The sequence below is a fragment of the Deinococcus metalli genome (genome assembly GCF_014201805.1).
GTDB classification, from domain to species: Bacteria; Deinococcota; Deinococci; order Deinococcales; family Deinococcaceae; genus Deinococcus; species Deinococcus metalli.
On record NZ_JACHFK010000001.1, the window covers coordinates 552,563 to 577,921 of the forward strand.

The window sequence follows — 25,359 nt, forward strand, 5'->3', positions numbered from 1 at the left end:
CTTCATCTCCGCGCCTTGCGGCGCCCTGACGCCGGCAATCCTAAAGGTCAGCCGCCGATGTCCCGCCGCGTGAACAGGGGCCGGGCCAGCCCGACCAGCACGAGGCCCACCACGGCGCATGCGATCAGAGGCGCGGGACTGACCGCGTGCGTCAGCGGCGCGTCTCGCAGCGGTACCGTCCATGGGTTCAGCCACGCGGCGTCCCGCAGCGCGGGCACCTGGGCGCTGAGGGTGTGCAGCACCATCAGGCCCACGCCCAGACCCGCCCCGACGCCCGCCGCGAGGCCCGGCCGGCCGGTCGCCGCGCCCACTGCGAGGGCGAGCGCCCCGAACACCCACGCGCCCAGCGTGAACAGCGCGCTGGTCTCCAGCACCCGACTGGCCGGCAGCGGGGCCTGGAACACCTGGCCCAGCCCCCAGCTCGCCACGAACAGCACGCCGCCCAGCGCGAGCAGCAGCGTCAGCAGGGCCAGCGTGCGTCCCAGCAGCAGCGCGCCCCGTGACACCGGCTGCGCCAGCGGCCCCTCCAGCCACCCGCGCCCCTCGTCCCCGGCGATCAGGGCGGCGCCGGTCAGGCCTGCATACACGCTGAGCAGCGCCGGCATCAGCGAGTACAGCCGCCCACCCATGTATCCCGCCGGGCTGGTGAAGTCCGTGCCGAACAGCGCCTTCAGGGCGTCTGGGAGGTTCTGCACGATCTCGTTCACACTGGGGTCGTTCTTCACCGTGGGGTAGAACGCGAGCACCAGCAGCGTGTATGCCAACAGGCCCGCCGACCAGCCCAGCCACGCGCGGCGGTGGTCGGCCAGCGCGTGCTGCCACAGCTCCAGCCACGCCCGGTCAGCGGTCATGGCCGGTCCCCCGGTACTCGCCCAGGAAGGCGTCCTCCAGGGTGGGCGGCGTGACGCTGAAGGCGGAAAGCTCCTCGTCCGCCAGCGCGCGCAGGAGGTCACCGGGCGCGCCTCGCCAGTTCGCGTGCAGCTCGTGCCCTTCTCTAACCACGTCCGTCAGGCCGGGCAGCGCCGTGAAGTCGCGGGTGGGGGACGCGGCGAAGTGCACGCTCACGCGCTGTGGCAGGCCGGCGGTCAGGGCGGCGAGGTCGTCCACCCGCACGAGGTCGCCCGCGCGGATCAGGCCCACGCGGTCCGCCACGCGCTCCACCTCGGTCAGGACGTGGCTGGACAGGAACACCGTGCGGCCCTCCGAGCGCGCTTCCCGCAGCAGCGCCAGCACCGTGTCCTGCGCCAGGGGATCGAGGCCGTCGGTCGGCTCGTCCAGGATCAACACGTCCGCGCGGGCCGCGAGGGCGGCGCACAGGCCCACCTTCTGCCGGTTGCCCTTGCTGAGGGTGCCCACCCGCCGGGTCACGTCCAGCGCCAGCCGCCGCGCCACGGTCAGGCTGTGCGCCAGGTCGTGCTGGCCGCGCAGGGCGGCCGCGCGGCGGATCACCTCGCCCGCCGTCCACTCGGGCCGCAGCTTGATCTCGCCCGGCAGGTAGCCCACGCGGGCATGTACGGCCTCGCGCCCACGCCACACGTCGTGGCCCAGGATGCGGGCCGATCCGGCGGTCGGCCGCAGGAAGCCGAGCAGCGTGCGGATGGCGGTGGTCTTGCCCGCACCGTTCGGCCCCAGGAACCCGAAGATCTCGCCGGGCGCGACCTCCAGGGTCATGGGCCGCAGCCCCACGCCCGGCGCGTACTCCTTGCCCAGACCGCTGGTCTCGATGGCGTTCACGTGGACTCCTCCTTCGCGCGGTGCCACTCGGCCAGCACCGACGGGAACAGCCGCAGCCACAGGCGGTAGAACGCTGCCATCTCGCGCAGCGGCCCCGGATCGCCGCCCGGCGGCAGAGCGGCCAGGCCCTCGTCGGCCAGCCGCACCAGTGTGTCCAGCTTGCGGTTGCCCTGCTCGGTCAGGGTGGCCCACGCGTTCGGTTTCACGCGGAAACGGTCGGCGCGCTCGCCGGGATTCGGGGCGTGCTCGATCAGCCCCATCAGCGTGAGGTGCTTCAGGCCGGTGCCGACACCCGCGCGGCTGGATTGCAGCAGACTGCTCAGCTCGGCGGCGGTGTGCCCGCCCGGCGGCGCACACAGCAGCGCGCCCAGCACCCGCCCGGAGATGCGCGGCATCCCGATCATTTCCAGCAGCACCCCCGCCCGCTCGATGAACTGCAGCGGTTCATCCATTCCATAAGCGTATGACTTTCCAGAACTTTCTGAAAACTGCGTCGCATCACGTTCAGACGGCTGGATGCGCCCGGCTCGCTGCGGGACTACCCTGGGGCATGACCCGCACCGCGCCCGCTCCGCTGGCCCCCGCGCCGACCGCCGACCTGCCTGCGTACACGCCCCTGAACCGCGCCCGCCTGATCGCGCCCGGCCCGGTCGAGGTGGCGCCGGACGTGCTGCTGCAACTCGCACAGCCGCAGATGCACCACCGCGCCGCAGAAGGCATCGCCAAGCTGATGGAGGCCCGCGCGCAGCTCACGCAGTTGCTGGGCGACCCCTACGACGCCGTGATCACCACCACGTCCGGCACCGGGGCCTTCGAGGGCGCGCTGATCAGCACCACGCCGCCCGGCGCCACCGTGGTGAACGCCCAGGCGGGCAAGTTCAGCGAACGCTGGGGCGAGATGGCCCGGCGCTTCGGCTACGACACCCGGATTGTCGCCCAGCCCTGGGGCGGCGTGCTCGACCCGGACGAGGTCGCGGACGCCGCGAAGGACGCGCATACCCTGCTGATCACGCACAGCGAGACCAGCACCGGCGCGCTGCACGACCTCCAAGCCATCGCGGCGGCGGCCCGCGCGCAGAACCCCGATCTCATCATCATCGCGGACTGCATCACGTCATACGGCGTGGCGGAACTGCGGCCCGCCGCGTGGGGCGTGGACGTGATCGTGTCGGGCAGCCAGAAGGGCACCGCCACGCCGCCCGGCCTGGGTTTCGTGCTGTTCAGCCCCGAGGTGCAGGAGCGCCTGATCAGGAACCCGGAAAAGGGCTTCTATCTCGACATGACGCGCGAGTTGGCGGGCCAGAAGGCCGGCAGCACCCCGCAGACGCCGGCCATCAACCTGATCTATGCGCTGTCCACCGCGCTCGAGCGCCTGCTGGCCGTGCCGCTGGAGGTGCTGTGGGCCGAGCAGCGCTGCAAGACCGACGCGCTGATCGCCGCCGGCACCGTCCTGGGCGCGCCCGCGTGGGCAGCGCGCACCAGCCCCGCGGTCGCCGTGCTCACCCCGCCCGATGGCCTCACCGGCCGGCAGGTCGCCGCGCGCCTCGCCGCGATGGGCCAGCGGGCGCTGGCCGGCCAGGCCCCACACGAGGACACGGTGTTCCGAGTGAGCACCATGGGCTATGCCGACCGCTACGACGCCCTGGCGATCGCCGGGGTGCTGGAGGACGCCTTCGCCGGCCTGGGTGTGAAGGTCGAGCGGGGCGCGGCCGTGCAGGCGGCGTGGGCCGCGCTGAAGGACTGAAGAGCCAACGGAGGAGGCCGGACAGTCACTGTCCGGCCTCTTCTCGTTGCGGTGTGGGTCAGGCGGTCGGGGCCGCCCGGCGCGCGCGCGCCCGCAGGACCGGCGGCACGACCAGCGCGAGCAGCACGATCAGCAGGATGAACACCGTCAGCGGGCTGCGCAGGAAGATCGTGGCGTCGCCGTTGCTCTGCTGCAGGGCGGTGCGGAAGAACGACTCGGCTGTCGGCCCCAGCACCACGCCGATGATGGCGGGCGTGACCGGGAAGTCGAAGCGGCGCATGCCGTAGCCGATCACGCCGAACAGCGCGAGCAGGAACAGGTCGAACACCGAGTTGTTCAGCGAGTACACGCCGACCGTGCTGAACACCAGGATGCCGGCGTACAGGTATGGGCGGGGAATCAGCAGCAGCCGCGCCCAGATGGGAGCGAGCGGCAGGTTCAGCAGCAGCAGCATGACGTTGCCGATGTACAGCGAGGCGATCAGGCCCCACACTAGGTCGGCGTTCGTGAGGAACAGCAGCGGCCCCGGTTGCAGGCCGTACTGCTGGAACGCGGCCAGCAGGATCGCGGCGGTCGCGCTGGTCGGCAGGCCCAGGGTCAGCAGCGGCACCAGCACCCCCGCAGCCGAGGCGTTGTTCGCCGCTTCCGGCCCGGCCACGCCCTCGATGGCGCCCTTGCCGAACTCCTCCGGGTGCTTGCTGAGGCGTTTTTCCAGGGTGTAGCTCAGGAACGTGGGAATCTCGGCGCCGCCGGCGGGAATGGCGCCGAAGGGAAAGCCCAGCGCCGTGCCGCGCAGCCACGGCTTCCACGAGCGCCGCCAGTCGTCGCGGTTCATGGTGGCGCCGCCCTCGAGCTTGATGACGTCCTGGGTCTTGCGGAAGCGGCTGGCGACGTACAGCGTCTCCCCGATGGCGAACAGACCGATCACGACCGTGATGAAGTCGATGCCGTCGAGCAGCTCCGGGCGGCCCAGCGTGAAGCGTGCCTGGCCGCTCTGCGAGTCGGTGCCGATCAGGCCGATGGCGAGACCGAAGAACAGGCTGATCAGGCCGCGCAGCGGAGAGCCGCCGAAGGTCGCGCTGATCGTCACGAACGCCAGCATGATCAGGGCGAACTTGGCGCTGGGCGGAATCTGCACGGCGATGTCCGCGATGGCCGGCGCGAAGAACGTCAGCAGCACCGTCCCGATGGTGCCGGCCACGAACGACCCGATGGCGGCGGTGGCGAGCGCGGCGGCCGCGCGGCCCCGGCGGGCCATCTTGTTGCCCTCCAGCGCCGTGATGATCGAGCTGGACTCGCCGGGCGTGTTCAGCAGGATCGAGGTGGTGGAGCCGCCGAACATGCCGCCGTAGTAGATGCCGGCGAACATGATGAACGCGCTGACGGCTGGCAGCTTGGCGGTCACGGGCAGCAGCAGCGCCACCGTCAGGGCCGGGCCGATGCCGGGCAGCACGCCGACCAGCGTGCCCAGGGTCACGCCGATCAGCGCCCACAGCAGGTTCAGCGGCGTCATGGCGGTGCCGAAGCCCGCGAACAGGGAGTGCAGGGCGTCCATTACAGCAGTCCTTTCAGCACGCCCGCCGGCAGGCTCAGGCCCAGGCCGCGCGTGAACACCACGTAGGTCACGAGCGCCACGATCAGCGAGATCGCGGTCATCAGGGCGTAGCGGCGCTCCCCGAAGGCGAAGGCCACGCTGAAGTACATGACGGCGGTGCCGATCACGAAGCCCAGCGGGGCCAGCAGCACGCTGCCCAGCAGGAAGCCGCCCAGGATCACGCCGGGGCTGCTCAGGTCGGCGGGCGCGTCCGGGTCCGTGTCCTCCTCGGCGGACGGTTCGGCGCGGTCGCCGCGCAGCGTCAGCGCGGTCAGGATCACGCCCAGCAGTAGCGTGCCGCCCCCGACGATCAGCGGGAACACGCGCGGCCCGACGACCGCGTTGATCCCGAAGGGAATGGCGAAGGCGCCGAACAGCAGCAGCGCGCCGACGATGGTGACGCCCAGCGCGACCAGCAGGTCCGGGACGCTCACGCCGGAGCGCGGAGCACGGGAAAGGGGCGGAGTGGGGTCAGACATCGGGACAGGCCTCCTGGAGCGCGGGAACGAAGCAGCACACGGACGGGGGGGCGGGTGACCGCTGCCGGTGCACGCCGCCCCCGCCGGCCGAACGTTACTTCACGAGGCCGATGTCCTGCAGGATGCCCTTGACGCGCGCCGCCTCGACCTTCAGGAACAGCGAGTACTTGCTGCCGCTCATGTACAGGTCGGTCCAGTTGCGGGTCTTCAGCGTATCCTGCCACGCCTTGGTCGCGTGCATCTTGTTCAGGGCCGCGATCATGGCGTCGCGGTCGGCGGCGCTCACGCCGGGGGCGGCCACGATGCCGCGCCAGTTGGCGAGTTCCACGTTGAAGCCCTGCTCCTTGAAGGTCGGTGCGTCGATCCCGGCCTGGCGCTTGGGCGCCGAGATGCCGATGGCGCGCAGGCGCCCGGCCTTGATCTGCGCCTCGAACTCGCCGTAGCCGGCGATGGCGCCCGCGACCTGGTTGCCCAGCACGGCCGCCAGGGCCTCGCCGCCGCCGCTGAACGGCACGTAGTTCATCTTCTTGGGGTCGATGCCGTTCGCCTTGGCGAGCAGGCCCAGCAGGATGTGGTCGGTGCCGCCCGCGCTGCCGCCGGCGACTGCCAGGCCGTTGTTGGACTTCCATGCGGCGGCGAAGTCCTTCATGGTCTTGTAGGGGCTGCTGGCCGGCACGACCAGAACCTCGTACTCGCCGGTCAGGCGGGCCAGCGGGGTCACGCGGCTCAGGTCGACCTTGCTGGAGTTCGTGAGGATCGCGCCCACCATCACCAGGCCCATGGTCATCATCTGGCTGCCGTCGCCCTTGGCGTTGTACAGCTGCGCCAGGCCGATGGTGCCGCCCGCGCCAGGCACGTTGAACACCGTGACGGGCTTGACGATGCCCTCGTCCTGCATGACGGTCTGGATGGCGCGGCTGGTCTGGTCCCAGCCGCCGCCGGGCGCGGCGGGCGCCATGATGCGCACGTTCGACAGGCCCTGAGCCAGGGTGGTGGGGGCGATCAGCAGCAGGGCGGACAGGGCCAGAAGGGTCTTCTTGGCGTTCATGGGGTACCTCCGGGTGACGGCGCGCAGCGCGGCGTCCGTGAAGTGGGTTGTGATTGTCCACACCCTAGCCCCACGTCCCCCTGGTTTCAAGGCTCGCATGCGTCTGACACGGTGTTCTTCGTGACCACAATGCACAGTGGTGAACGCAATGCACGTTAGGGCACGGCGCGCTGATGGCCCGGTTCTACAATCGGCATCACGTCCTATGACTGCCTTCCGCCTTCCCCGTTCCGGCCTGCAGGGCCGGCTGGTGCGCTGGCACCTGCTCGTGCTGTGCGGCATGACGGCCCTGCTGCTGGGCGTGCAGACCCTGCACCTGTACGGCGAGGCGCGTGACCGGCTGGGCGAGCGCGCCATGACCACCAGCCGCATCGTGGCGACGCTGCCCGAGGTCGTGCGCGCGGCCGAGGCGGGCAACCAGGACGCCGCCCTGAACGCCGAGGTCAACGCCATGCGCGTGCAGGCCGAGGCGGATTTCATCGTGGTGGGTGACCGCCGCGGCATCCGCCTGGTGCACCCCCTGCAGGACCGCCTGGGCAAACCCATGGAGGGCGGCGACAACGACGAGCCGCTGTCGGGCCGCGAGGTGATCTCGGTCGCGCGCGGCAGCCTGGGCGTCAGCGTACGCGGCAAGGTGCCCATCTGGACGGGCGCGCAGCCCGGCACGCAGGTGGTGGGCGTGGTCAGCACCGGCTACCTGATGCCCCAGGCGTGGCACCTCGTCGGTGAGGCGCTGGTCAGCCTGCTGCCGTGGATCCTGCTCGCGCTGGGCCTGGGCACGCTGGGCGCTGTGTGGGCCGCGCGGCGGCTGCGCGCCGAGATCCTGAATCTGGAGCCCGAGGAGATCGCGGCGCTGGCCAGGCAGCAGCGGGCGGTGCTGGCCGCGCTGCGCGAGGGCGTGATCGCGGTCGACCGCGGCGGGCAGATCACGCTGGCGAGCGCGCGCGCCGCCGACATGCTGCTCGTGCCGTCCACGCCGGTGCCTCTGGCGCGGGTGTGGCCGGAACTCGCGGACCTCAGCCCCGGTCACGCCCGCCAGCAGAACCTGGAACTGCAATTGCGCGGCCAGCCGTACCTCGTGAACGTCGAGCCGCTCGACGGCGGCGGCCTCGACGGCGGGGGCTTCATCGTGGGCTTCCGCAACCGCGCCGAGGTGCTGGCCCTGGCGGACGAACTCACGCACGCGCGCGGCTTTGTGGACGTGCTGCGCGCCCAGACGCACGAGTACCAGAACCGCCTGCACGTGCTGTCGGGCCTGCTGCAACTGGGCCGGCACGAGGAGGCGCTGCGCGTGCTGAACGCCGAGATCCGCGCCGACGCCGAGTTCCGGCAGCTGCTGCGCGACGTGCAGGTGCCGCGGCTGGTCGCGCTGCTGGCCGGCAAGCGCGAGCGGGCGCAGGAACTCGGCATCGACTTCCAGGTCGCGGAGGGCAGCATGCTCTCCCCGGTGTGGGAACGGCACGCGGACACGCTGGTCACGGCGGTCGGCAACCTGACCGAGAACGCCTTCGAGGCGCTGGCCGGCCAGCCCGGCGTGGTCACGGTCCTGATCGGTGAGGACCCGGACGGCGTGCAGGTCGAGGTCGAGGACACCGGGCCCGGCGTGGCGCCCAACGTGCAGGAGCGGCTCTACACCCGCGGCGCGAGCAGCAAGGGCGAGGGCCGCGGCTACGGGCTGGCAGGCGTACAGGCGCGTGTGCAGGCGCTGGGTGGGCAACTGCGCTACGTGCGCCGCAGCGGCCGCACCGTCTTCCAGGTGAGCCTGCCGCCCCCCACCAGCCGCGCGCCCGGCGCTGCGCCGCTGGAGGTGGGAGCATGACCGGCCGCACGCCCAGCGTGCGCGTACTGCTGGTCGAGGACGACCAGCGGGTGGCGCGGGTCAACCGCGATCTGCTGGAACGCGACCCGGAGGTGCACGTGGTCGGGAGCGCGGCCACCTGCGCGCAGGGCGACGCGCTGGCACAGGCGCTGAACCCCGACCTGATCCTGCTGGACGTGCACCTGCCCGATGGCAGCGGCCTGGGTCTGCTGCGTCACTGGCGCTCGGTGGGCCGCACCACCGACGTCGCGCTGATCACCGCCGCCGACGATGAGGCCAGCGTCCGCCTGGCCCTGGCGCACGGCGCCTTTGACTATCTGATCAAGCCCTTCACCGGCGCGCGGCTGGCCGACCTGCTGGCCCGCCACCGGGCGCGACGGCTGCCGCCCGCGCCGGGCCCGGCCCTGCCGCGCCTCGACCAGGGCAGCCTCGACCGGCTGCTGGGCGTGCAGGGTCGGGGTGTGGAGCCGCTGCCGCGCGGCGTCGACCCCCACACCCTGGAGCGCGTCGCGCAGGCGCTGGGCGGCGCCGGCGAGGGCGTGAGCGCCGAAGACGTCGGCGAGCGGCTGGGCCTGAGCCGTGTGACCGCGTGGCGCTACCTCGAGCACCTCGTGCGCAGCGGCCGCGCCACCCTGGAACACCAGTACGGCCACTCCGGGCGCCCGGCGAAGCTGTACACCGCCCGCCCCGGCCCGGCCGATCCCGAGCGCTGAGGGCCGGCACCGCCGCAGGCCATCAGCCTGACCGTCACCTGTTCTGGGCCGGGCACACTCACAGCGATGCCAGACCACGCGGGCGACGCGCACGAACACCCCTTGAAAGGACGAGCGCCGTGACCGCGGCGCGGGCGCGGCGGCCCTTCCCCCGAAGTGGGCGTGAGCGCCGTCATGATGACTGGCCGCCCACCCGCCTACACTGGTCGGCCGTGCCGGTCCTGCTCCGCCCCGCGATCCTCCTCGCCTCGCTGCTGTGGCTGAGCGGCTGCGCGCCGCACTGGCTGGTCAGGGACACCCGCACTGCGGCCCTCGACCTGGCGGGTCGCGCGCCGGACGTGGTGATTCTGGGCGTGTCCGGTCGCTGCTCGCCGCCGTGTGTGGCGCCGCGCGACAACTGGGATTACCTGAGTTCCCGCGGCACCCTCGACGCCGTGGCCGACGTGTACGCCGCGGCCGGGTACCGCGTGGAGGTCGCCGGCTTTGCCAGCCACCCGGCCGCGTCCCACACGTCCCCGTACCTGCCCCGCCCGCAGTCCGGCTACGAGGCGCTGGTGGCCGCCGTCTCGCGGATGCGGGCGACGTGGCTGCGCTCCGGCATGCCGCCGCGCGTAGTCCTGGTCGCGCACTCGCACGGCGTCGCGTGGGCGCACCTCCTGACCCGCACCTTCCCCGAGGTCGCGTTCACCGCGCAGGTGGACCTGGACGGCATGTGCGTCGCGTGGCGGTCGGACTACGGCGCGGCCGTGCGCGCTCTGCCCCCGGCCGCGCCGGACGAGCCGCAGCTGCTGGACGCCTGCGACGCCGTGAGCATCACGGGCCGTACCGTGCCCCTCAAGGACGTCGTGTGGCCCAACGTGGCCCTGAACCTGGAGGTGCAGAGCAAGCGGCTCCCGGCGCGCACCAGCGCCAGCGGCGGCCTGCCCGTCAACTACCTGTTCGAACTGGCGCGCAACACCCGCCTGGACGGCACCGCCACCGGCATCCAGCACTTCCTGTCCGTCCGTGAGGACCACAGCGCGATCTCGTACCCGAACAGCGACGCGCTCGCGTGGGTCACCGCCCGTCTGCGTGACCAGATGCAGGCGTGGCCGGCGCCGCCTGCCCCGGCAGGCTCGGCCCAGCCTGCTTCCACCGTGGACCCACCCGCGCAGGAGCCGTGAACCGCCCGCTCACCGCACAGTCGTGAGCAGCCACGCCTGGGCCGCCCCGGCGTTCTGGACGGCCGCGCCGCGCTCCGGCGGAAACCACGCGAGCAGGCCGTCCAGCCCCGCGTCCACGTGGCCGAAGATCACCTTGTGGTCGCCGTCACGCAGGTGCAGCAGGCCCACCGGCCGGCCCACGGGCCGCGCGCCGACGGGCAGGGGGTCGCCCAGCCACACGGCGTCCACCTCGGCGCCGTCGGCTGGGTTCAGGGTGCCGGGCACACAGCCGTAGTTCACGGGGGCGGGCCGCGGCTCGGTGCGGTACGGCACCACGCGCCCACCCTGCCACACCCAGCGCTCCACGGTGCCGGCCGACCACTCCACCACGCCCGCCCACTCGGTGCCCACCGGCCCGCCGGCGTTCAGGGCTGCACCTCGTACAGTTCGACCTGCCGCAGCACCACGCCGCCCAGCGACAGCACCGCGCGGTATGCGCCCTGGTCCGGCGCCTCCAGCGTGAAGGTCGCGGTGGGCTGCGCGGCGTCGAGGTACACGCTGTCCTCGCCCAGCGCGCGGCTGCCGTCGAACCACTGCACCTTCAGGTACGCGGGCTCGAAGCGGCCGTCGACCCGCGCCTTCACGGTCAGGGTTGAGCCGCTGCGGATCAGGCTCGCGCCGGTCACGCGGGGCGTCAGGGTGACCTCCACGGGCCTGGGGACCGCCGGCACGAAGGCGTAGCGGCAGCCCGCCAGGCCCAGCGTAAGCAGGCCGGCAAACGAGACGGTCAGGACGCGGCGCAGCATGCCGAGATGGTAGAGCATCCACGTGAGCGCTCCGGAAGGGCGCGGCACGTCAGCGCAGGCGGTGCGCCTCGATGAACGCGATCACGTCGCGGCGGGTCGGCCCCAGGAAGGTCAGCGGCCGGGCCATCGCCGCGATGATCGTGATGTGCCCCATGCCCGGCAGCACCGTGAACGTGACCGGCACCCCGGCCCGGTCGAGCGCCGCGCGCATGTTCTCGCCGTTCTGCGCGCCCACGGTGCGGTCGCTGCCGGCCACCAGCAGCAGGTGCGGCGGCGCGTCCGGCCGCACGTGGCGGTCCGGCATCACCTCGTCCGGCGTGGCGCCCTCGGGGAAGGCCCGCGCGCTGGGCAGGCTCCGGAAGTCGTAGGAATACGGCCCGGCCACGCCGATCACGCCCCGCACCGCCGACACCGGCACGTCCACCTCGCGCAGCCAGCGCGCGTTGTCCACCGCCTCGACCGCGTTGAAGGCGCCAGCGGAGTGGCCCATCACGAACACGTTCTCCGGGTTGCCGCCGAAGGTCTTGGCACGCTCGCGCAGCACCTTCAGGGCCAGCGCGGTGTCCTGCACGAAGGTCGGGTAACGGTTCTGCGGGGCCAGCCGGTAACTCATCACGGCCGTCACGTAGCCGGCGCGGGCCAGGGACTCGCCCACGAACTTGTGGCCGTCCTTGTCGCCGCCCTCCCACGAGCCGCCGTGCACGAACAGCACGACCGGAGCGTTCGCCGCGCCGTGGGGCGCGTACACGTCCATGCGGTTGCGGGTGTCCGGGCCGTACGCCACGTCCCGCGTGACGTCGAGCCCCGAGGTGGACACGGCGCGGTTCAGGGTGTCCTGCGCGCTGCGCTGCGAGCAGCCGGCCAGCACCGCGGCGCCGACCACGAGCCCCAGCAGCAGCCAGGGAGAACGGGAAACCTTCGACATGCCGCGCAGCATAGGCAATCGCCGGCGCGGTCACGGCCGCGGACCCCACACTCTTCCTTCAGCGACGCCGCGGCCGAGCGCGTGAAACCTACACTTCACCGAACGCGACCGGGATAGCCTGACCGCGATGACCGGCCCGGCACACAGCGACGTCGTGGTGGTGGGTGGTGGCCCGGCCGGCACGGCGCTCGCGTCGGCCCTGGCGCGGCGTGGACTGGACGTGCGGCTGGTCGCGCCGCACCCCCCCACACCGTTCCCGGCGACCTACGGCGTGTGGCTGGACGACCTGCCCGGGTGGGCCACCGACATGACCGCCCAGGTGTGGACGGACGTGCGCGTGTACACGGACGACCACCCCCGGCCGCTGCACCGCCCGTACGCCCTGCTCGACAACGCGGCGCTGATGGAGGGGCTGCTCGCCCGGGCCGGCGCAGGCCTCTGCTGGACGGTGGGCACGGTGCGGTCGGTGACGCCCACGGCCGGTGGTCACCACGTGCACGGCGCGGCCGGCGAGTGCTGGTCGGCGCGGCTGGTCGTGGACGCCGCAGGGCACGGCGGCGCCCTCACGCCGACCACCTACCCCGGCGGCGCCGCGCTCCAGACCGCGTGGGGCCTGACCGCGACCTTCGACCGGCCACCCATCGCGCCCGGCTCGATGGTCTGGATGGACTACCGGCCGGCCGGACCGCCCGGCGGCGAGCCGACCTTCCTGTATGCCATGCACCTGGGGGGCGACCGCTACTTCGTGGAGGAGACCACCCTGATCGCGCGCCCGGCCGTGTCCCGGCGCGTGCTCGAGGCCCGGCTCCACGCGCGCCTGGACGCCGCCGGCACGCCCCCCCGCGAGGTGCACAGCACGGAATGGGTCGCGTTTCCCATGAACGGCGCCGCACCCGCGCCCGGCCCGCTGCTGGCCTTCGGGGCGGCGGCCGGGCTGGTGCATCCCATCAGCGGCTTCCAGGTGGCGGCTGCGCTGAGGCTGTCGGAGTCCGTCGCGGACGCGGTCCACGCGGCCTTCCAGAGGGGCGCCGATCCCGCGCGGGCCGGCTGGGACGTGCTGTGGCCCCCGGCCCGGCGCGCGGCGCGGGAGGTGCACCTGCTGGGCGTCCACGCCCTGCTGGGCCTGCCCGGCGCCGCCCTGCCGGCGTTCTTCAACGCCTTCTTCCGGCTGCCGCCCGAGCAGTGGCGCGCGTTCCTCGGCCCGGACACCCCGGCCGGCACGCTGTCGCGCACCATGCTGCGCCTGTTCCTGGACGCTCCGGCGGCCGTGCGCGGCCCGCTGGCCCGCGCCGCGCTGGGGCAGCCGGCCGTCAGCGTCCGGGCGCTCACGGCCGCGTGGCACGCGGCGGCGCCGTGATGGCCTGGCGCGCGCGGACTACACTGCGCCCATGAGCCTCCTGGACATGATCGGTCCTGTCATGATCGGGCCCAGTTCCAGCCACACGGCGGGCGCGTGCCGGCTGGGCCTGGTCGCGCACCACCTGCTGGGCGAGGCGCCCCGGACGGCGGTGATCGACCTGCATGCCAGCTTCGCCAAGACCGGACGGGGGCACGGCACGCACCTCGCCCTGATCGCTGGCGTTCTCGGTCTGCGCCCCGACGACGACCGCCTGCCGCGCGCGTTCGAGGAGGCCCAGGCCGCGGGTCTGGAGTTCCAGTTCCGCGACACCGATCTGGGCGACGTCCACCCCAACACCGCCCGCATCGACCTGCACGGCGACACGCAGCGGCTCACCGTGCAGGGCAGTTCCACCGGCGGCGGCGTGATCCACGTGACGCGGGTGCAGGGCCTGGGCGTGAACTTCAGCGGAGCCAGCCCCACCGCGCTGCTGCGCTACGCCGACGCGGTCGGCATGATCGCCCGCATCGCCAGCACGATCGCGGCCGACGGCGTGAACATCGCCACCCTGACGTGCACGCGCGACACCCGTGGCGGACACGCCCTGCTGGCCATCGAACTCGATCAGGCCCTTAGTGCGGAGGCGCTGGCCTTCCTTGGCCGCTGGCCGGACGTGACGTGGGTGCGGATGCTGCCCAAACTCATGGACGGCTAGGCCGGAACCCGAGCTGCCAGCCCACGCCGTCGGCGGCGTCCTGCACGGTGCGCAGCAGCATCTCGTGCGCGTGCAGGTGGGGCGTGGGGACGCTCACGCCCAGGGCGGCCAGCACCGCTCCGTCTCCGCCCTGGATGGGCACGGCCACGCTGCCGGTGCCGAGTGCCCACTCGTCCTGCGTGACCGCGTAGCCGTCCCGCCGGATGCGGGCGGCCTCGGCATTCCACGCGGCCGGTGACGTCACGGTGAGCGCGGTGTAGGCCGGGGCCGGGTGGGGCAGGGGCCGGCCCGCCAGCGCCAGCAGCAGCTTGCCGCTGGCCGTCGCGTGGGCCGGCAGCTCGAAGTCCAGTTCGCCCGCCACGGGCGGCCCGTCCCGGCCCTGGACGCTGCGGGCCACGCACAGCACGCGGTCCTCGCCGTCCAGCACGCTCAGGAAGGCCAGGCGGTGGGCGGCGCGCGCCACCCGCTCCATCGCGTCGTGCGCCGGGCCGTACCACGGCAGGCTGCCGTACAGCGCGCTCGACAGCTTGAGCAGCCGCCACCCCAGCCGGTAGCGGCCCCGGCCGTGACGGCTCAGTAGGCCGGTGGCTGTCAGCGTGAGGAGCTGCTCGTGCAGCGTGCTCGTCGGCACGCCGAGGTGGCGCGACAACGGCGAAAGTCGCCACTCGGTGTGGTCGGCATCGAAGGCCGACAGGACGTCCATGGTGGCCTGGAGCGACGAGCCGGTGGGCACGCGGTCATCCTAGCGCCGGCCGCGCCCTCGCCCGTAGGACTCCACCACCCGCACGGCCGCGCCCAGTCCGTCCTCGGCCCGGATGCGGTGTCCCAGGGCCGCCGCGCGTTCGCGTATGCCCGTGTCCACGCGCACCTGCGTCAGCGCGTCCCCGAGCGCGCCGGCGGTCAGATGGCGGGCGGGAACCGGCGAGGGGCCGACGCCCAGGCGACGCACCCGCTCGGCCCAGAACGGCTGATCCCCGAAGAACGGCACCACGACGGTGGGGACGCCTGCCGCCAGACCTGCCGCCGTGGTGCCGGCCCCACCGTGATGGACGGCCGCCGCCACGCGCGGGAACAGCCAGTGGTGCGGAACGCTGTCGGTGACGAAGACGTGTGGGGGAGCGTCGGCGGCGCTCAGTCCACCCCACCCGCTCAGGAGCACCGCCCGCTGCCCGCTGCGCTCCAGCGCGTCCAGCACCGTCCGGGTGGTGGCGGCCGCGTCCCGGGTCGTCATGCTGCCGAAGCCGATGGACACCGGTGGTGGCCCCGCGTGCATAAACGCTTCCAGGGCCGGTGGCGGGCTCCACTGCTGCTCACCGAGAAACCAGTAGCCGGTCAGGTGCTGCGCCGCGTCCCAGTCGGCGGGCCGGGGAAGTACCGCCGGACTGATGCCGTGCAGGGTGGGGGTGGTGTGGACGGGGCGCGGCCCCCACAGCGGAGCGGGGGGCAGCTCCAGCACCGCGCGCCGCGCGCGCGTGTCGGCCGCGCGGAACATCTGCCACATCACCTGGCGGGTCAGGACGTGCGACAGCCGGTTCGCCCCGCCGCCCAGGCGTGCCACCCCGGGCGGAAAGATCGCTCCGGGAAACGCCCGCGTGGGATGAAAGGGCACCACGTGCGCCTCTATCAGTGGAAGGCGCCGCTTCTCGGACACCGCCTGCGCCACGTTCATGCCGCCGATTCCGGCCAGCAGCAGCTCCGCGTCCTGCGCGGCGTCCAGGGCGTCCTGCGCCCAGTGCAGCGCGGCGTGGTGCGTGGCCCGGGCGGACACGCGGTTGATCTCCAGCATGTTGCCGCGCGCCAGCGCCGAGCGCATCTCCGGGCTGTTCACCACGTCCTGCACGTCGCCGCGCATGGGCCAGAAGTCCGGGCCGGCCGCGTGCACGAGGTCGCGGAAGGTGTCGTGCGTGGCCACGCGGACGCTGTGCCCGGCCCGCAGCAGGGCGGCCCCCAGCGCCACGTAGGGCTGCACGTCGCCGCGCGTGCCCAGCGCGATGACCGTGACGTTCACGCTGCGCCGCCGGGGAGGGTGGCCAGCAGGAGGTCGGTGACGGCCGACGCCACAGCGCCGGTGTCCGGCGGCGTGCCGTGCTCCAGGGCGTGCTGAAGGGTGAGGCCCAGCACCAGCGACAGCCCCGTGTGGATCATGGGCGCCGTATCCACGCCACGGAGTTCGGGTCGTGCGGCCAGCAGTTGCGCGCCGAGCGCCCCGGTCTCGGCAAAGGCAGCGGCGAGCGCCCGCCCGAGCGCGGGCCTGACCAGCGCCTCAGACACGACGATTCGGAACAGCGCGTGTCCGTCCTGCGCCAGGGCCGCCAGCGGTGCGGCCAGGAACGCCTCCAGAAACGGCCGCAGGTCGAGGGCGGCCATGTCCTCCGGCACCATGGACGCGCGGGTCTGCTCGCCCAGTGCGCCGAACAGGCCCAGCAACAGGTCGTCCTTATTGCGGAAGTGGTTGTAGAGGGTTCCCTCGGCCAGACCGGCCTGCCGGGCCACCGCGCGCATGGTGGTGCGGTGGTACCCCTGCTGTGAGAAGCACACGCGCGCGGCGTCGAGGATCACGCCGCGACGCTGCGGATCGGCGGGCGCCCGGGGGGCCGCACGCGGCTTCCTGTCCGGCGTCTCTGAGTGAGTGCTCACTCATTCATGGTGGCGCGGAGGGCTGGGTTCGTCAAGCACACTTCCGGCTCTACCGGAAAGGGCGGTTGTGGGGGATGTGGGACGGGCAGAAGATGATGCCCAGACGCCGATGGTGCACAGCGGGCCGCGCGCAGCGACGCGCCGCTTCCCCTTCGGAGACCCATTCACTGCCGGCACACCGCCCCATTCTTGGAGGTTCATCCATGACTCAGACTGCCGATTCCGCCCCCGTCGTTCGTGCTCCGCGCGGCCCACAGAAGACGGCCAAGGGCTGGAGCCAGGAAGCGGCCAAACGCATGCTGATGAACAACCTCGACCCGGAGGTCGCCGAGCACCCCGAGACCTTGGTGGTCTACGGCGGGCGCGGCAAGGCGGCACGCACCTGGGACGCCTTCCACAAGATCGTGGAGACGCTCGACCGGCTGGAGAACGACGAGACGCTGCTGATCCAGTCCGGCAAGCCCGTCGCGGTGCTGCGCACCCACGAGTGGGCGCCGCGCGTGCTGCTCGCCAACTCCAACCTCGTGCCGCACTGGGCAACGTGGGACACCTTCGACAAACTCGACCGAGCGGGCCTGATGATGTACGGCCAGATGACGGCCGGCTCGTGGATCTACATCGGCACGCAGGGCATCCTCCAGGGCACCTACGAGACCTTCGCGGCGGCCGGGCGCAAGCACTTCGGGGGCAGCCTCAGGGGCACCATCACCGTGACGGCCGGTCTGGGCGGCATGGGCGGCGCGCAGCCCCTGGCGGTGAAACTCGCCGGAGGCGTCGCCATCTGCATCGAGATCGACCCCACCCGGATTCAGAAACGCCTGGACACCCGCTATCTGGACGAAGTCGCGGACAGCCTGGAAGACGCCATCCGCCGCGCCGAGGAGTACAAGGCGCAGGGCGTCGCCCGCTCCATCGGCGTGCAGGGCAACGCTGGCGTGCTTGCGCCGCAGCTCGTGCAGATGGGCTGGACGCCGGACCTGATCACGGATCAGACCAGCGCGCACGATCCCATGTGGGGCTATCTGCCGCCCGTGAGTCCCGACGAGGACGCCGGCACCCTCCGCGCCGACTACCCCGACGAGTACCGCCGACGCGCCTACGACGCGATGGCCGCGCACGTCCGCGCCATCCTCGACCTCCAGAAGCGCGGAGCGGTCGCCTTCGATTACGGCAACAACCTGCGCCACCGCGCACGGGAAGCCGGCGTCGAGAATGCCTTCGACTACCCCGGCTTCGTGCCCGCGTTCATCCGCGACTCCTTCTGCGAGGGCCGCGGCCCCTTCCGCTGGGTGGCCCTGTCCGGCGACCCCGAGGACATCCGCGCCACCGACCGTGCGCTGCTGGAGCTGTTCCCGCACGACGACCGCCTGCAATCCTGGCTGACCTACGCCGCCGACCAGATCGCATTCCAGGGCCTGCCCGCGCGCATCTGCTGGCTGGGCTACCGCGAACGCGACCGGGCCGCGGCGCTCTTCAATGAAATGGTCGCGGACGGCCGCCTGAAAGCGCCCATCGTGATCGGGCGCGACCACCTCGACGCCGGCTCCGTCGCCAGCCCGTACCGTGAGACCGAAGCCATGCTGGACGGCAGCGACGCCGTGAGTGACTGGCCGCTGCTGAACTTCGGCGTGGGCATCGCGTCGGGTGCGAGCTGGATGAGCTTCCACCACGGCGGCGGCGTGGGCCTGGGCTTCTCGCAGCACAGCGGCCTGGTGATCGTCGCGGACGGCACGCCCGAGGCCGCGCAGAAACTCAGCCGCGCCCTGACCAACGACCCCGGCATGGGCGTCATCCGCCACGCTGACGCCGGTTACGACCACGCGCTGGACGTCGCCCGCGACCGCGGCATCGACCTGCCAAGCCTGAGCATCACGGATCACCGCAAGGGCGGGCAGTGACCCAGCCCACCCACCTGCCCTACGGCGGGATCGCCACCTTCGCCCGCGCGCCGCTGGTCGATCCAGGCGGGGAGTGGCGCGCGGACGTGGCCGCGCTGGGCGTACCTTTCGACATTGCCCTGGGCTTCCGGCCCGGCGCGCGGTTCGCGCCACGTGCCCTGCGGGAAGCGAGTCTGCGCAGCGTGCCGCCCTTCACCGGCCTGGACGGCGTGACCCGGCTCGCGGGCGTGACCTTCGCGGACGCCGGAGACGTCGTGCTGCCCAGCCTGGAGCCCGAACTCGCGCGTGATCGCATCACCGCGGCGGCCCGGCTGGTGCGGGAACGCTCCCGCGTGCCGGTGTTCCTGGGCGGCGATCACAGCGTGTCGTTTCCGCTTCTGCGGGCGTTTCAAGACGTGCCCGACCTCCACGTCGTGCAGCTCGACGCTCACCTGGACTTCACCGACGTCCGCAACGACACGCGGTACAGCAATTCCAGCCCCTTCCGCCGCGCGTGTGAGGCTCTGCCGAACCTCGTGCACATCACCACGATCGGTTTGCGCGGCCTGCGCTTCGATCCGGAGGCCGTCGCGGCCGCGCGGGCACGCGGACACACCCTGATTCCCATGACGGACGTGACCGCCGACCTCCAGGGTGTGCTGGAGCGTCTGCCACAAGGCCAGAACGTCTACCTCAGCGTGGATGTGGACGGTTTCGACCCCAGCGTGGTGCCCGGCACCAGCAGCCCGGAGCCGGACGGGTTCGCGTACGCACAGGGCATGGCGGTGCTGGCGGCCACCGCGCGCCACAACACCGTCGTCGGCCTCGACCTCGTGGAATTCGCCCCGAACCTCGACCCCAGCGGCCGCAGCGAGCTGCTGATGGCGCGGCTGGTCATGGAGACGCTGTGCGAGGTCTTCCATGACTGAGACGCTGTTCACGAACATCGGTCAGCTCGTCAGCCCGAAGCCGGGCGTGCAGCGCGGCGCGGCCATGCGCGACCTGACGATTATCCACGACGCGGCCATGCTCATCTCGGACGGTGTGATCCGGTGGGTCGGTCCACGCCCTGAGGCTCCCGGTGTGCTGCAGGAACACGACCTGGGCGGCGTGGCCGTCGTGCCCGGTCTGGTGGATCCGCACACGCACGCGGTCTGGGCCGGTGACCGCCTCGCGGACTTCGAGGCCCGCGTGCAGGGCGTTCCCTACGAGGAGATCCTTGCGCGGGGCGGCGGCATCCGCAGCAGCATGCAGGCGACCGGCGCCGCGAGCGTGGACGAACTGGTGGCGCTGGCACGGTCCCGTCTGGAAGCGCTGCGGGCGTCCGGCGCGACCACCATCGAGGTCAAGAGCGGATATGGGCTGGATTTCGACGCCGAGCGGCGGATGCTCTTGGCTATTCGCGACTTGCAGGCCGAGTTCTCCCTGGTGCCTACCTTGCTCATTCACGTGCCGCCCACCGAGGGCCGCGCCGAGTATGTTCACGCGGTCTGCCACGACCTCATTCCCACCGTCGCCAGTGAAGGGCTGGCCTCGGCCGTGGACGTGTTCTGCGAGCGAGAAGCGTTCACGGTCGAGGAATCCCGCGCGGTCCTTCAGGCCGCCACCGCGCACGGCCTGGGCACGAAACTCCACGCCGACCAGTTCCACGCCATCGGCGGCATGGAACTCGCGTGCGAACTGGGCGCGCTGAGCGTGGATCACCTGGAAGCGAGCGGCCCCGCGCAGATAGCGGCGCTGGCCGCGTCGAATACGGTGGCGACCATCCTCCCCGGCGCGACGCTGCACCTGGGCCTGCCCGCCGCGCCGGGCCGCCAACTCATCGACGCGGGTGCGGCGGTGGCCGTGGGCACCGACCTGAACCCCGGGTCCTCGCCCGTGTTCAGCGCGCAACTGGCCCTGGCCCTGGCGGTACGCCTGAATCGCCTGACGCCCGCCGAGGCCCTGACCGCCTGTACCGTGAATGCCGCCGCCGCTCTCGGCCTGAAGGACCGGGGCGCCCTCGTGCCCGGCCAGCGCGCCGATTTCTTGGCCCTGCACAGCCGCGACTGGCGCGACCTGCCGTACACGCTGGGCGCCAGTCCGGTGCGGGAGGTCTATGTGGCGGGCCGTGAACTGTGAGCGGACCGGTTCAACCATCCACCACCCCCGAAGGAGCACCTGTGATTCTTGATCAATCCCTGTCCCTGGAAGCCTTCCTGTCCGTCGTGCGTGGCGGAGAGACCGTCGAACTTGCGGACGCGGCGCGGGAGCGCATCCTGCGGGCGCGGGCGGTGATCGAGCGGATCGTGGACGGTGACGCCGCCGTGTACGGCGTGAACACGGGCTTCGGGAAGTTTGCGAACGTGCAGGTGCCACGGGCCGGGCTCGAGGAATTGCAGCTGAACCTGATCCTGTCGCACGCGATCGGGGTGGGGGAGAGCCTGCCCACGGAGGTCGTGCGCGGCATGCTGCTCCTGCGGGCGCAGTCGTTGGCGCTGGGGCACTCAGGCGTGCGTCCTGGGGTCGTCGAGCTGCTGCTGGCGCTGCTGAACGCGGGGGCGCATCCCGTGATTCCCGCGCAGGGCAGCGTGGGCGCGTCGGGCGACCTGGCGCCGCTGGCCCACCTGGCGCTGGCCCTGATCGGCCGGGGCGAGGTCGAATACGGCGGTGAGGTGCGGCCCAGTGCGGACGTGTTCGCGGAACTGGGCCTGACGCCGCTGACGCTCCAGGCCAAGGAGGGCCTGGCACTGATCAACGGCACGCAGCTGATGGGCAGCCTGCTGGCGCTCGCGGTCGCGGACGCGCGCACTCTGCTGGGCACGGCGAACCTTGCAGCGGCCATGACGGTCGAGGCCATGTACGGCTCGCACCGACCCTTCCAGGCCGACGTGATGCAACTGCGGCCCCACCCGGGCGCGGTGGCGGTGGCGCAGGAGCTGCGGCAGTTCCTGCGGGACTCGCAGATCGCGCCGTCGCACGCGGTCGGAGACGGCAAGGTGCAGGACGCGTACTCGCTGCGCGCCGCGCCCCAGGTTCACGGCGCGAGCCTGGACGCGCTGCTGCACGCGGAAAGCGTCCTGGCCGTCGAGTTCGCGTCGGTCACGGACAATCCGCTGATCTTCCCGGACAGCGGTGACGTGGTCAGCGGCGGAAACTTCCACGGGCAGCCGCTGGCGGTCACCATCGACGCGCTGAAGGTGGCGGTGGCGGAACTCGGCAGCATCTCCGAGCGCCGCTGCGAGCAGCTCCTGAACCCGGCGCTGTCGGGTCTGCCGGGCTTCCTGGCGCCGCAGGGCGGCCTGAACAGCGGGTTCATGATCGCGCAGTACACGGCCGCCGCTCTGGTCAGCGAGAACAAGGTATTGAGCCATCCGGCCAGCGTGGACACCATTCCCACCAGCGCCAATCAGGAAGACCACGTCAGCATGGGAGCCCACGGCGCGCGGCAACTGCGGGCGATCCTCGAGAACGTGCAGAACGTGATTGGGATCGAACTCATGTGCGCCGCGCAGGCGCTGGACTTCCAGCAGCTCCGCGCCGGGCGGGGCGCGCAGGCCGCGTGGGAGCACATCCGCGCGCATATTCCCAACATGCACAGCGATCGCTACTACCGCCCGGACCTGCTGCGGATCGTGGAACTGGTGCGCAGCGGGGAGCTGCTGGACGTGGCGCGGCGGGCGTGAGGCTGGAGCTGTACCGCGACGCCGGTTCCCTGGTTCTGCTTTGATCGGGGTGCACCGGCCCTCTGAACCCATGCCATCGGAATGCGTATGATCCGACCATGGTCCGTGGTGCGGTGCCTTCGGGCGGCCTACGCTGCGGTCAGGTCAACACCGGACGGGCCGGGGTCGTGGGGCTGTGTCCGGAAAGGCGGGGGGCGCATGACGATCCGGAACAGCTTGAGGGCGAGCGGCGTGGTGGGACTCGGGGGCGGGCTGATGTGGGCGGCGATGGCGGCGGCACCGGCTGCGCCCGCCGCGCCGGCAGGAGCGGTGGCGGCGCAGGTGAAGGCGGGCCTCGCGGTGTACGCCCGGAACTGTCAGGGTTGTCACGGCGACAAGCAGCAGGGGGGAATCGGGCCGGCGCTGGTGGGCGCGCAGATCCTCAAGGACTTCACCGGCCCGGCGCATCCGTACGCCGACCTGCACGGCTACGTGTCGAAGGCCATGCCGCTCAGCGCGCCCGGCAGCCTGAGCGCGCAGCAGTATCTGGACGTGGTCGCGTTCCTGTTCAATGTGAACGGCGTGGCCCTGCCCGCCGACGGCCTGACGAAGGACACCCTGAAGAGCGCCGCCCTGACGGCCCGCGCCGCTCAGGTGCAGGCCGGGCAGGCGGTGTTCGCCAAGAGCTGCCAGGGCTGCCACGGCGACCAGTTGCAGGGCGTGCGCGCGCCCACGCTGCTGGGCGCGGCCTTCCTGAAGAAGTGGGCCACCGTCGGTGACCTGCACGCGAAGGTGTCCAAGACCATGCCCAAGAACGCGCCGGGCAGCCTGAGCGCCCAGCAGTACTTGGACGTGGTGGCCTTCGTGCTCGACCGCAACAAGGCGGCGGCGGGTTCGGCCGCGCTGGGGTCAGACGACCTGAAGATGCCGCTGAAGTGACGGTCTCCAGAGCGAAATCCAGGATTGTGGGACGGACGCCGCGGGCGGCGGGCCGCAGTCGCTAGACTATTCGTCTAGACCACTCCGGCGAGGTTCCCGCATGACCCTGGACGACATCCTCAATGCCCCCGCGCCCGCCTCGGCCTGGATTCTCCAGCAGGACTGCGCAGAAACCGGGCTCGACCCGGCCGACATCCGCGCCGAGATGCTGCGGCGCATCGGGGAGATGCGCGCCAGCATCGAGCGCGGCCTGAGCAGCTCCGCCCCCAGCATTACCGGCATGGTCGGCTGGAACGCCAGCGGCCTGTGGAACGCAGCCGACGTCCTTCAGAGTCCTCTCCTGAAGCGCGTGCAGGCCTACGCCATGGCCGTCAACGAGGAGAACGCCCGCATGGGCCGCATCGTCGCCGCGCCCACGGCGGGCAGCGCCGGCACCATTCCCGGCGCGCTGATCGGGGTCGCGGATCACCTGGGGCTTCCCGACGACCGGCTGGTCGACCCTATGATCCTCGCCGCCGGGATCGGCAAGGCTATCAGCGCGCGCATGTTCATCTCCGGCGCCGCCGGCGGCTGTCAGGCCGAGATCGGCTCGAGCGCCGCCATGGCCGCTGCCGCCATCGTCGAACTGCTCGGCGGCACGCCCCGCGCGGCCGTGCACGCCGCCAGCCTCGCGCTGATGAACACCATCGGCCTGGTGTGCGACCCGGTCGGCGGCTACGTGGAGGTGCCCTGCGTGAGCCGCAACGCCTTCTACGCCGTGCACGCTGTCAGCGCCGCGCAGCTCGCCCTGGCGCAGCTGGAATCCTTCATCCCGCCTGACGAGGTGCTAGGCGCCATGGCCTCGGTGGGCCGCATGATGCCCGCCGCGTTGCGCGAGACTGCCGAGGGTGGCCTGGCCCAGACGCCCACCGGCCTGGCCGTCACCGCCCGCATGGAGGGCAAGGGCGGCGAGTTGCCCGGCGGCATGGTCGAACTGCCGATGGCGTAGGCTTCGCGGTCGCGTCGGGTACCTGTTCAGCCCTTCGCGGGCACGCCGACGCCCAGCGCCTCGCGCAACTGCGCGTGAGACGACAGGAAGTGGGTCACGCCGACGCCCTCCAGCGCAGCGCGGCCGTCGTGGACGAGGTGGCCGCCCGCCAGCAGGCCCCACACTGTCGCGCCCGCCGCCACACCTGCGCGGGCGCCCGGCGCGCTGTCCTCGATCACCACGCAGTCCTGCACGGGGACGCCGAGCTGCGCGGCGGCGTACTCGTACAGGGCCGGAGCTGGTTTGCCCACGCCGCCCACGACGGACGGATCGTAGGCGTGCTCGCCCACCAGCTCGGCCAGCCCGGCGCCGGCGAGCTTGAGGTGCAGGCGGTTTCTCTCGCTGTTGCTGGCGATGGCGAAGGGAATGCCTGCGGCGCGCAGGGCGCGCAGGGTCTCGTCGGCCCCGGCGATCAGCGGCACGTGGGCGAACGCCCCGTTGAAGCGCTCATTGATCATCGGCAGGAAGTCCTCCGGGGCCTTCCAGCCGCGCTCCTCGTCGAGCTGCCGCAGGACGCCCTCGAAGCGCTGCCCGCTGGTCAGGCGCGTGATCTCGGCGGCGCTGAACTGCAGGTCGTGCCCGGCGAAGATCTCGGCCCACAGCGCTCCGATGATGGTCTCCGTGTCGATCAGCACGCCGTCAAGGTCGAACAGCACGGCGGCGAAAGGGGTCGCGGTCACAGGGTGTCCGAGTCCGGGCCGTGCTCCCAGCCCGCCAGGACGTGCACGTGCGTGTGGAAGACCATCTGCCCGCTGCCGGCGCCGCAGTTCACCAGCAGACGGTAGTCCTGCGCGTGCTGCCGGGCGACCTTCGCCGCGGTCAGCCACAGCTCGCCCATCTCGGCGGCGTCCGTGATCTCGTCCACGCGGGTGGTGACCGCCTTCGGGATCACCAGCAGGTGGATGGGCGCCTTCGGGGCGATGTCGCGGATGGCGATGTAGCGCTCGTCCTCGTACACGACGTCGCTGGGGATCTCGCGGGCGATGATGCGCTCGAATAGGGTGGGCGTGCCGGTCATGTCCCCACTGTACGGCGGGGCGCCCGGTGGGCCTCCCCGTGCGAGCGTCCCGCCACCTGTCTTCATCCGACCTTCATCTTGGGGGGTGCCGTGATCCGATCCAGAGGGGCCGCGCTTATACCCCGATGTAAGCAACGTGCCCGGCGGTGGTGCGCCACC

The 25,359-nt window shown here is 72.2% G+C and carries 26 protein-coding genes; 12 read left to right on the forward strand and 14 right to left on the reverse strand.

Annotation, left to right across the window (positions count from 1 at the left end; genetic code table 11):
- Nucleotides 1-47: 47 nt before the first annotated feature.
- From HNQ07_RS02720 to HNQ07_RS02730, 3 genes are read right to left on the reverse strand one after another with little or no spacing between them, the layout of a single operon-like run.
- Nucleotides 48-851, reverse strand: a complete 804-nt coding sequence (locus tag HNQ07_RS02720; protein ID WP_184109346.1) for an ABC transporter permease subunit — start codon at nt 849-851, stop codon at nt 48-50.
- A complete protein-coding gene (locus HNQ07_RS02725) occupies nt 841-1,734 on the reverse strand; it encodes an ABC transporter ATP-binding protein (RefSeq protein ID WP_184109347.1) in 894 nt (297 codons plus the stop codon). The genes HNQ07_RS02720 and HNQ07_RS02725 overlap by 11 nt, the downstream gene beginning before the upstream one ends.
- Nucleotides 1,731-2,186 (reverse strand): GbsR/MarR family transcriptional regulator, encoded by a 456-nt coding sequence (locus tag HNQ07_RS02730; protein ID WP_184109348.1) that lies wholly within the window; start codon nt 2,184-2,186, stop codon nt 1,731-1,733. The genes HNQ07_RS02725 and HNQ07_RS02730 overlap by 4 nt, the downstream gene beginning before the upstream one ends.
- A gap of 98 nt (nt 2,187-2,284) precedes the next feature.
- Here HNQ07_RS02730 and HNQ07_RS02735 point away from each other — a divergent pair, with 98 nt between their 5' ends.
- On the forward strand, nt 2,285-3,478 hold the full coding sequence (locus HNQ07_RS02735; protein ID WP_184109349.1) for an aminotransferase class V-fold PLP-dependent enzyme: 1,194 nt from the start codon (nt 2,285-2,287) through the stop codon (nt 3,476-3,478).
- Nucleotides 3,479-3,536: 58 nt separating this feature from the next.
- Here HNQ07_RS02735 and HNQ07_RS02740 read toward each other — a convergent pair whose 3' ends face one another.
- The 3 genes from HNQ07_RS02740 to HNQ07_RS02750 form a co-directional block, all read right to left on the reverse strand.
- The gene (locus tag HNQ07_RS02740; RefSeq protein ID WP_184109350.1) at nt 3,537-5,033 is read right to left on the reverse strand and encodes a tripartite tricarboxylate transporter permease; all 1,497 of its coding nucleotides are present in this window, start codon (nt 5,031-5,033) and stop codon (nt 3,537-3,539) included.
- A complete protein-coding gene (locus HNQ07_RS02745; RefSeq protein WP_184109351.1) occupies nt 5,033-5,551 on the reverse strand; it encodes a tripartite tricarboxylate transporter TctB family protein in 519 nt (172 codons plus the stop codon). Before HNQ07_RS02745 ends, HNQ07_RS02740 begins: the two co-directional genes overlap by 1 nt.
- 94 nt (nt 5,552-5,645) lie before the next feature.
- Nucleotides 5,646-6,599, reverse strand: coding sequence for a Bug family tripartite tricarboxylate transporter substrate binding protein (locus HNQ07_RS02750; protein WP_184109352.1), 954 nt, complete (start codon nt 6,597-6,599; stop codon nt 5,646-5,648).
- A gap of 205 nt (nt 6,600-6,804) precedes the next feature.
- Between HNQ07_RS02750 and HNQ07_RS02755 the strand changes: the two genes are divergently transcribed.
- The 3 genes from HNQ07_RS02755 (at nt 6,805) to HNQ07_RS02765 (ending at nt 10,294) form a co-directional block, all read left to right on the forward strand.
- On the forward strand, nt 6,805-8,418 hold the full coding sequence (locus HNQ07_RS02755; RefSeq protein WP_184109353.1) for an ATP-binding protein: 1,614 nt from the start codon (nt 6,805-6,807) through the stop codon (nt 8,416-8,418).
- The gene (locus tag HNQ07_RS02760) at nt 8,415-9,131 is read left to right on the forward strand and encodes a response regulator (RefSeq protein ID WP_184109354.1); all 717 of its coding nucleotides are present in this window, start codon (nt 8,415-8,417) and stop codon (nt 9,129-9,131) included. The genes HNQ07_RS02755 and HNQ07_RS02760 overlap by 4 nt, the downstream gene beginning before the upstream one ends.
- Nucleotides 9,132-9,343: 212 nt before the next feature.
- Nucleotides 9,344-10,294, forward strand: a complete 951-nt coding sequence (locus tag HNQ07_RS02765; protein ID WP_184109355.1) for a hypothetical protein — start codon at nt 9,344-9,346, stop codon at nt 10,292-10,294.
- A 9-nt stretch (nt 10,295-10,303) separates the two neighbouring features.
- Here the strand turns inward: HNQ07_RS02765 and HNQ07_RS02770 are convergent, their stop codons facing one another.
- From HNQ07_RS02770 to HNQ07_RS02780, 3 genes are read right to left on the reverse strand one after another with little or no spacing between them, the layout of a single operon-like run.
- Entirely contained in the window at nt 10,304-10,684 is a 381-nt protein-coding gene (locus HNQ07_RS02770) for an inorganic diphosphatase (RefSeq protein ID WP_229831774.1), read from the reverse strand.
- 14 nt (nt 10,685-10,698) lie between these two features.
- Nucleotides 10,699-11,079 (reverse strand): hypothetical protein, encoded by a 381-nt coding sequence (locus HNQ07_RS02775; protein WP_184109356.1) that lies wholly within the window; start codon nt 11,077-11,079, stop codon nt 10,699-10,701.
- A gap of 49 nt (nt 11,080-11,128) precedes the next feature.
- Nucleotides 11,129-12,004: an alpha/beta hydrolase gene (locus HNQ07_RS02780; RefSeq protein WP_184109357.1), complete on the reverse strand. Its 876-nt coding sequence runs from the start codon at nt 12,002-12,004 to the stop codon at nt 11,129-11,131.
- 127 nt (nt 12,005-12,131) lie between these two features.
- Between HNQ07_RS02780 and crtLm the strand changes: the two genes are divergently transcribed.
- Together crtLm and sdaAB are read left to right on the forward strand one after the other, a co-directional pair.
- Nucleotides 12,132-13,361, forward strand: a complete 1,230-nt coding sequence (gene crtLm, locus HNQ07_RS02785) for a lycopene beta-cyclase CrtLm (protein ID WP_184109358.1) — start codon at nt 12,132-12,134, stop codon at nt 13,359-13,361.
- Between the two features lie 31 nt (nt 13,362-13,392).
- Nucleotides 13,393-14,058: an L-serine ammonia-lyase, iron-sulfur-dependent subunit beta gene (gene sdaAB, locus HNQ07_RS02790; protein ID WP_184109359.1), complete on the forward strand. Its 666-nt coding sequence runs from the start codon at nt 13,393-13,395 to the stop codon at nt 14,056-14,058.
- Here the strand turns inward: sdaAB and HNQ07_RS02795 are convergent.
- From HNQ07_RS02795 to HNQ07_RS02805, 3 genes are read right to left on the reverse strand one after another with little or no spacing between them, the layout of a single operon-like run.
- The gene (locus tag HNQ07_RS02795; protein ID WP_229831773.1) at nt 14,045-14,791 is read right to left on the reverse strand and encodes an IclR family transcriptional regulator; all 747 of its coding nucleotides are present in this window, start codon (nt 14,789-14,791) and stop codon (nt 14,045-14,047) included. The two genes, sdaAB and HNQ07_RS02795, sit on opposite strands and share 14 nt — an antisense overlap.
- Before the next feature lie 9 nt (nt 14,792-14,800).
- On the reverse strand, nt 14,801-16,066 hold the full coding sequence (locus tag HNQ07_RS24330) for a glycosyltransferase (RefSeq protein ID WP_184109360.1): 1,266 nt from the start codon (nt 16,064-16,066) through the stop codon (nt 14,801-14,803).
- Nucleotides 16,063-16,695 carry a TetR/AcrR family transcriptional regulator gene (locus HNQ07_RS02805; protein WP_184109361.1) on the reverse strand — a complete coding sequence of 211 codons (633 nt, stop codon included), beginning with the start codon at nt 16,693-16,695 and terminating at the stop codon, nt 16,063-16,065. The genes HNQ07_RS24330 and HNQ07_RS02805 overlap by 4 nt, the downstream gene beginning before the upstream one ends.
- Nucleotides 16,696-16,898: 203 nt before the next feature.
- Between HNQ07_RS02805 and hutU the strand changes: the two genes are divergently transcribed.
- The 6 genes from hutU to sdaAA all read left to right on the forward strand — a co-directional run bounded on the left by hutU (nt 16,899) and on the right by sdaAA (nt 24,143).
- Nucleotides 16,899-18,593, forward strand: a complete 1,695-nt coding sequence (hutU, locus tag HNQ07_RS02810; RefSeq protein WP_184109362.1) for a urocanate hydratase — start codon at nt 16,899-16,901, stop codon at nt 18,591-18,593.
- A complete protein-coding gene (locus tag HNQ07_RS02815) occupies nt 18,590-19,501 on the forward strand; it encodes an agmatinase (RefSeq protein ID WP_184109363.1) in 912 nt (303 codons plus the stop codon). The genes hutU and HNQ07_RS02815 overlap by 4 nt, the downstream gene beginning before the upstream one ends.
- On the forward strand, nt 19,494-20,693 hold the full coding sequence (gene hutI, locus HNQ07_RS02820; RefSeq protein ID WP_184109364.1) for an imidazolonepropionase: 1,200 nt from the start codon (nt 19,494-19,496) through the stop codon (nt 20,691-20,693). Before HNQ07_RS02815 ends, hutI begins: the two co-directional genes overlap by 8 nt.
- Before the next feature lie 41 nt (nt 20,694-20,734).
- The gene (gene hutH, locus HNQ07_RS02825) at nt 20,735-22,237 is read left to right on the forward strand and encodes a histidine ammonia-lyase (RefSeq protein ID WP_184109365.1); all 1,503 of its coding nucleotides are present in this window, start codon (nt 20,735-20,737) and stop codon (nt 22,235-22,237) included.
- Nucleotides 22,238-22,435: 198 nt separating this feature from the next.
- Nucleotides 22,436-23,155: a c-type cytochrome gene (locus HNQ07_RS02830; RefSeq protein ID WP_184109366.1), complete on the forward strand. Its 720-nt coding sequence runs from the start codon at nt 22,436-22,438 to the stop codon at nt 23,153-23,155.
- A 100-nt stretch (nt 23,156-23,255) separates the two neighbouring features.
- Complete coding sequence (sdaAA, locus tag HNQ07_RS02835; protein ID WP_184109367.1) at nt 23,256-24,143, forward strand: L-serine ammonia-lyase, iron-sulfur-dependent, subunit alpha; 888 nt, start codon at nt 23,256-23,258, stop codon at nt 24,141-24,143.
- A 26-nt stretch (nt 24,144-24,169) separates the two neighbouring features.
- Here sdaAA and HNQ07_RS02840 read toward each other — a convergent pair whose 3' ends face one another.
- On the reverse strand, nt 24,170-24,862 hold the full coding sequence (locus HNQ07_RS02840) for an HAD family hydrolase (RefSeq protein WP_184109368.1): 693 nt from the start codon (nt 24,860-24,862) through the stop codon (nt 24,170-24,172).
- Complete coding sequence (locus tag HNQ07_RS02845) at nt 24,859-25,200, reverse strand: histidine triad nucleotide-binding protein (RefSeq protein ID WP_184109369.1); 342 nt, start codon at nt 25,198-25,200, stop codon at nt 24,859-24,861. Before HNQ07_RS02845 ends, HNQ07_RS02840 begins: the two co-directional genes overlap by 4 nt.
- Nucleotides 25,201-25,359: the final 159 nt, after the last annotated feature.

Bases quoted from the DNA above. Each gene is read 5' to 3' on its own strand.
- HNQ07_RS02740 (WP_184109350.1), bottom strand. From the start codon at position 5,033: ATGGACGCCCTGCACTCCCTGTTCGCGGGCTTCGGCACCGCCATGACG.
- HNQ07_RS02780 (WP_184109357.1), bottom strand. From the start codon at position 12,004: ATGTCGAAGGTTTCCCGTTCTCCCTGGCTGCTGCTGGGGCTCGTGGTC.
- hutI (WP_184109364.1), top strand. From the start codon at position 19,494: ATGACTGAGACGCTGTTCACGAACATCGGTCAGCTCGTCAGCCCGAAG.
- HNQ07_RS02755 (WP_184109353.1), top strand. From the start codon at position 6,805: ATGACTGCCTTCCGCCTTCCCCGTTCCGGCCTGCAGGGCCGGCTGGTG.
- HNQ07_RS02730 (WP_184109348.1), bottom strand. From the start codon at position 2,186: ATGGATGAACCGCTGCAGTTCATCGAGCGGGCGGGGGTGCTGCTGGAA.
- HNQ07_RS02750 (WP_184109352.1), bottom strand. From the start codon at position 6,599: ATGAACGCCAAGAAGACCCTTCTGGCCCTGTCCGCCCTGCTGCTGATC.
- HNQ07_RS02760 (WP_184109354.1), top strand. From the start codon at position 8,415: ATGACCGGCCGCACGCCCAGCGTGCGCGTACTGCTGGTCGAGGACGAC.
- crtLm (WP_184109358.1), top strand. From the start codon at position 12,132: ATGACCGGCCCGGCACACAGCGACGTCGTGGTGGTGGGTGGTGGCCCG.
- HNQ07_RS02720 (WP_184109346.1), bottom strand. From the start codon at position 851: ATGACCGCTGACCGGGCGTGGCTGGAGCTGTGGCAGCACGCGCTGGCC.
- HNQ07_RS02830 (WP_184109366.1), top strand. From the start codon at position 22,436: ATGACGATCCGGAACAGCTTGAGGGCGAGCGGCGTGGTGGGACTCGGG.
- hutU (WP_184109362.1), top strand. From the start codon at position 16,899: ATGACTCAGACTGCCGATTCCGCCCCCGTCGTTCGTGCTCCGCGCGGC.
- HNQ07_RS02735 (WP_184109349.1), top strand. From the start codon at position 2,285: ATGACCCGCACCGCGCCCGCTCCGCTGGCCCCCGCGCCGACCGCCGAC.
- sdaAB (WP_184109359.1), top strand. From the start codon at position 13,393: ATGAGCCTCCTGGACATGATCGGTCCTGTCATGATCGGGCCCAGTTCC.
- HNQ07_RS02775 (WP_184109356.1), bottom strand. From the start codon at position 11,079: ATGCTGCGCCGCGTCCTGACCGTCTCGTTTGCCGGCCTGCTTACGCTG.
- sdaAA (WP_184109367.1), top strand. From the start codon at position 23,256: ATGACCCTGGACGACATCCTCAATGCCCCCGCGCCCGCCTCGGCCTGG.
- HNQ07_RS02745 (WP_184109351.1), bottom strand. From the start codon at position 5,551: ATGTCTGACCCCACTCCGCCCCTTTCCCGTGCTCCGCGCTCCGGCGTG.
- HNQ07_RS02845 (WP_184109369.1), bottom strand. From the start codon at position 25,200: ATGACCGGCACGCCCACCCTATTCGAGCGCATCATCGCCCGCGAGATC.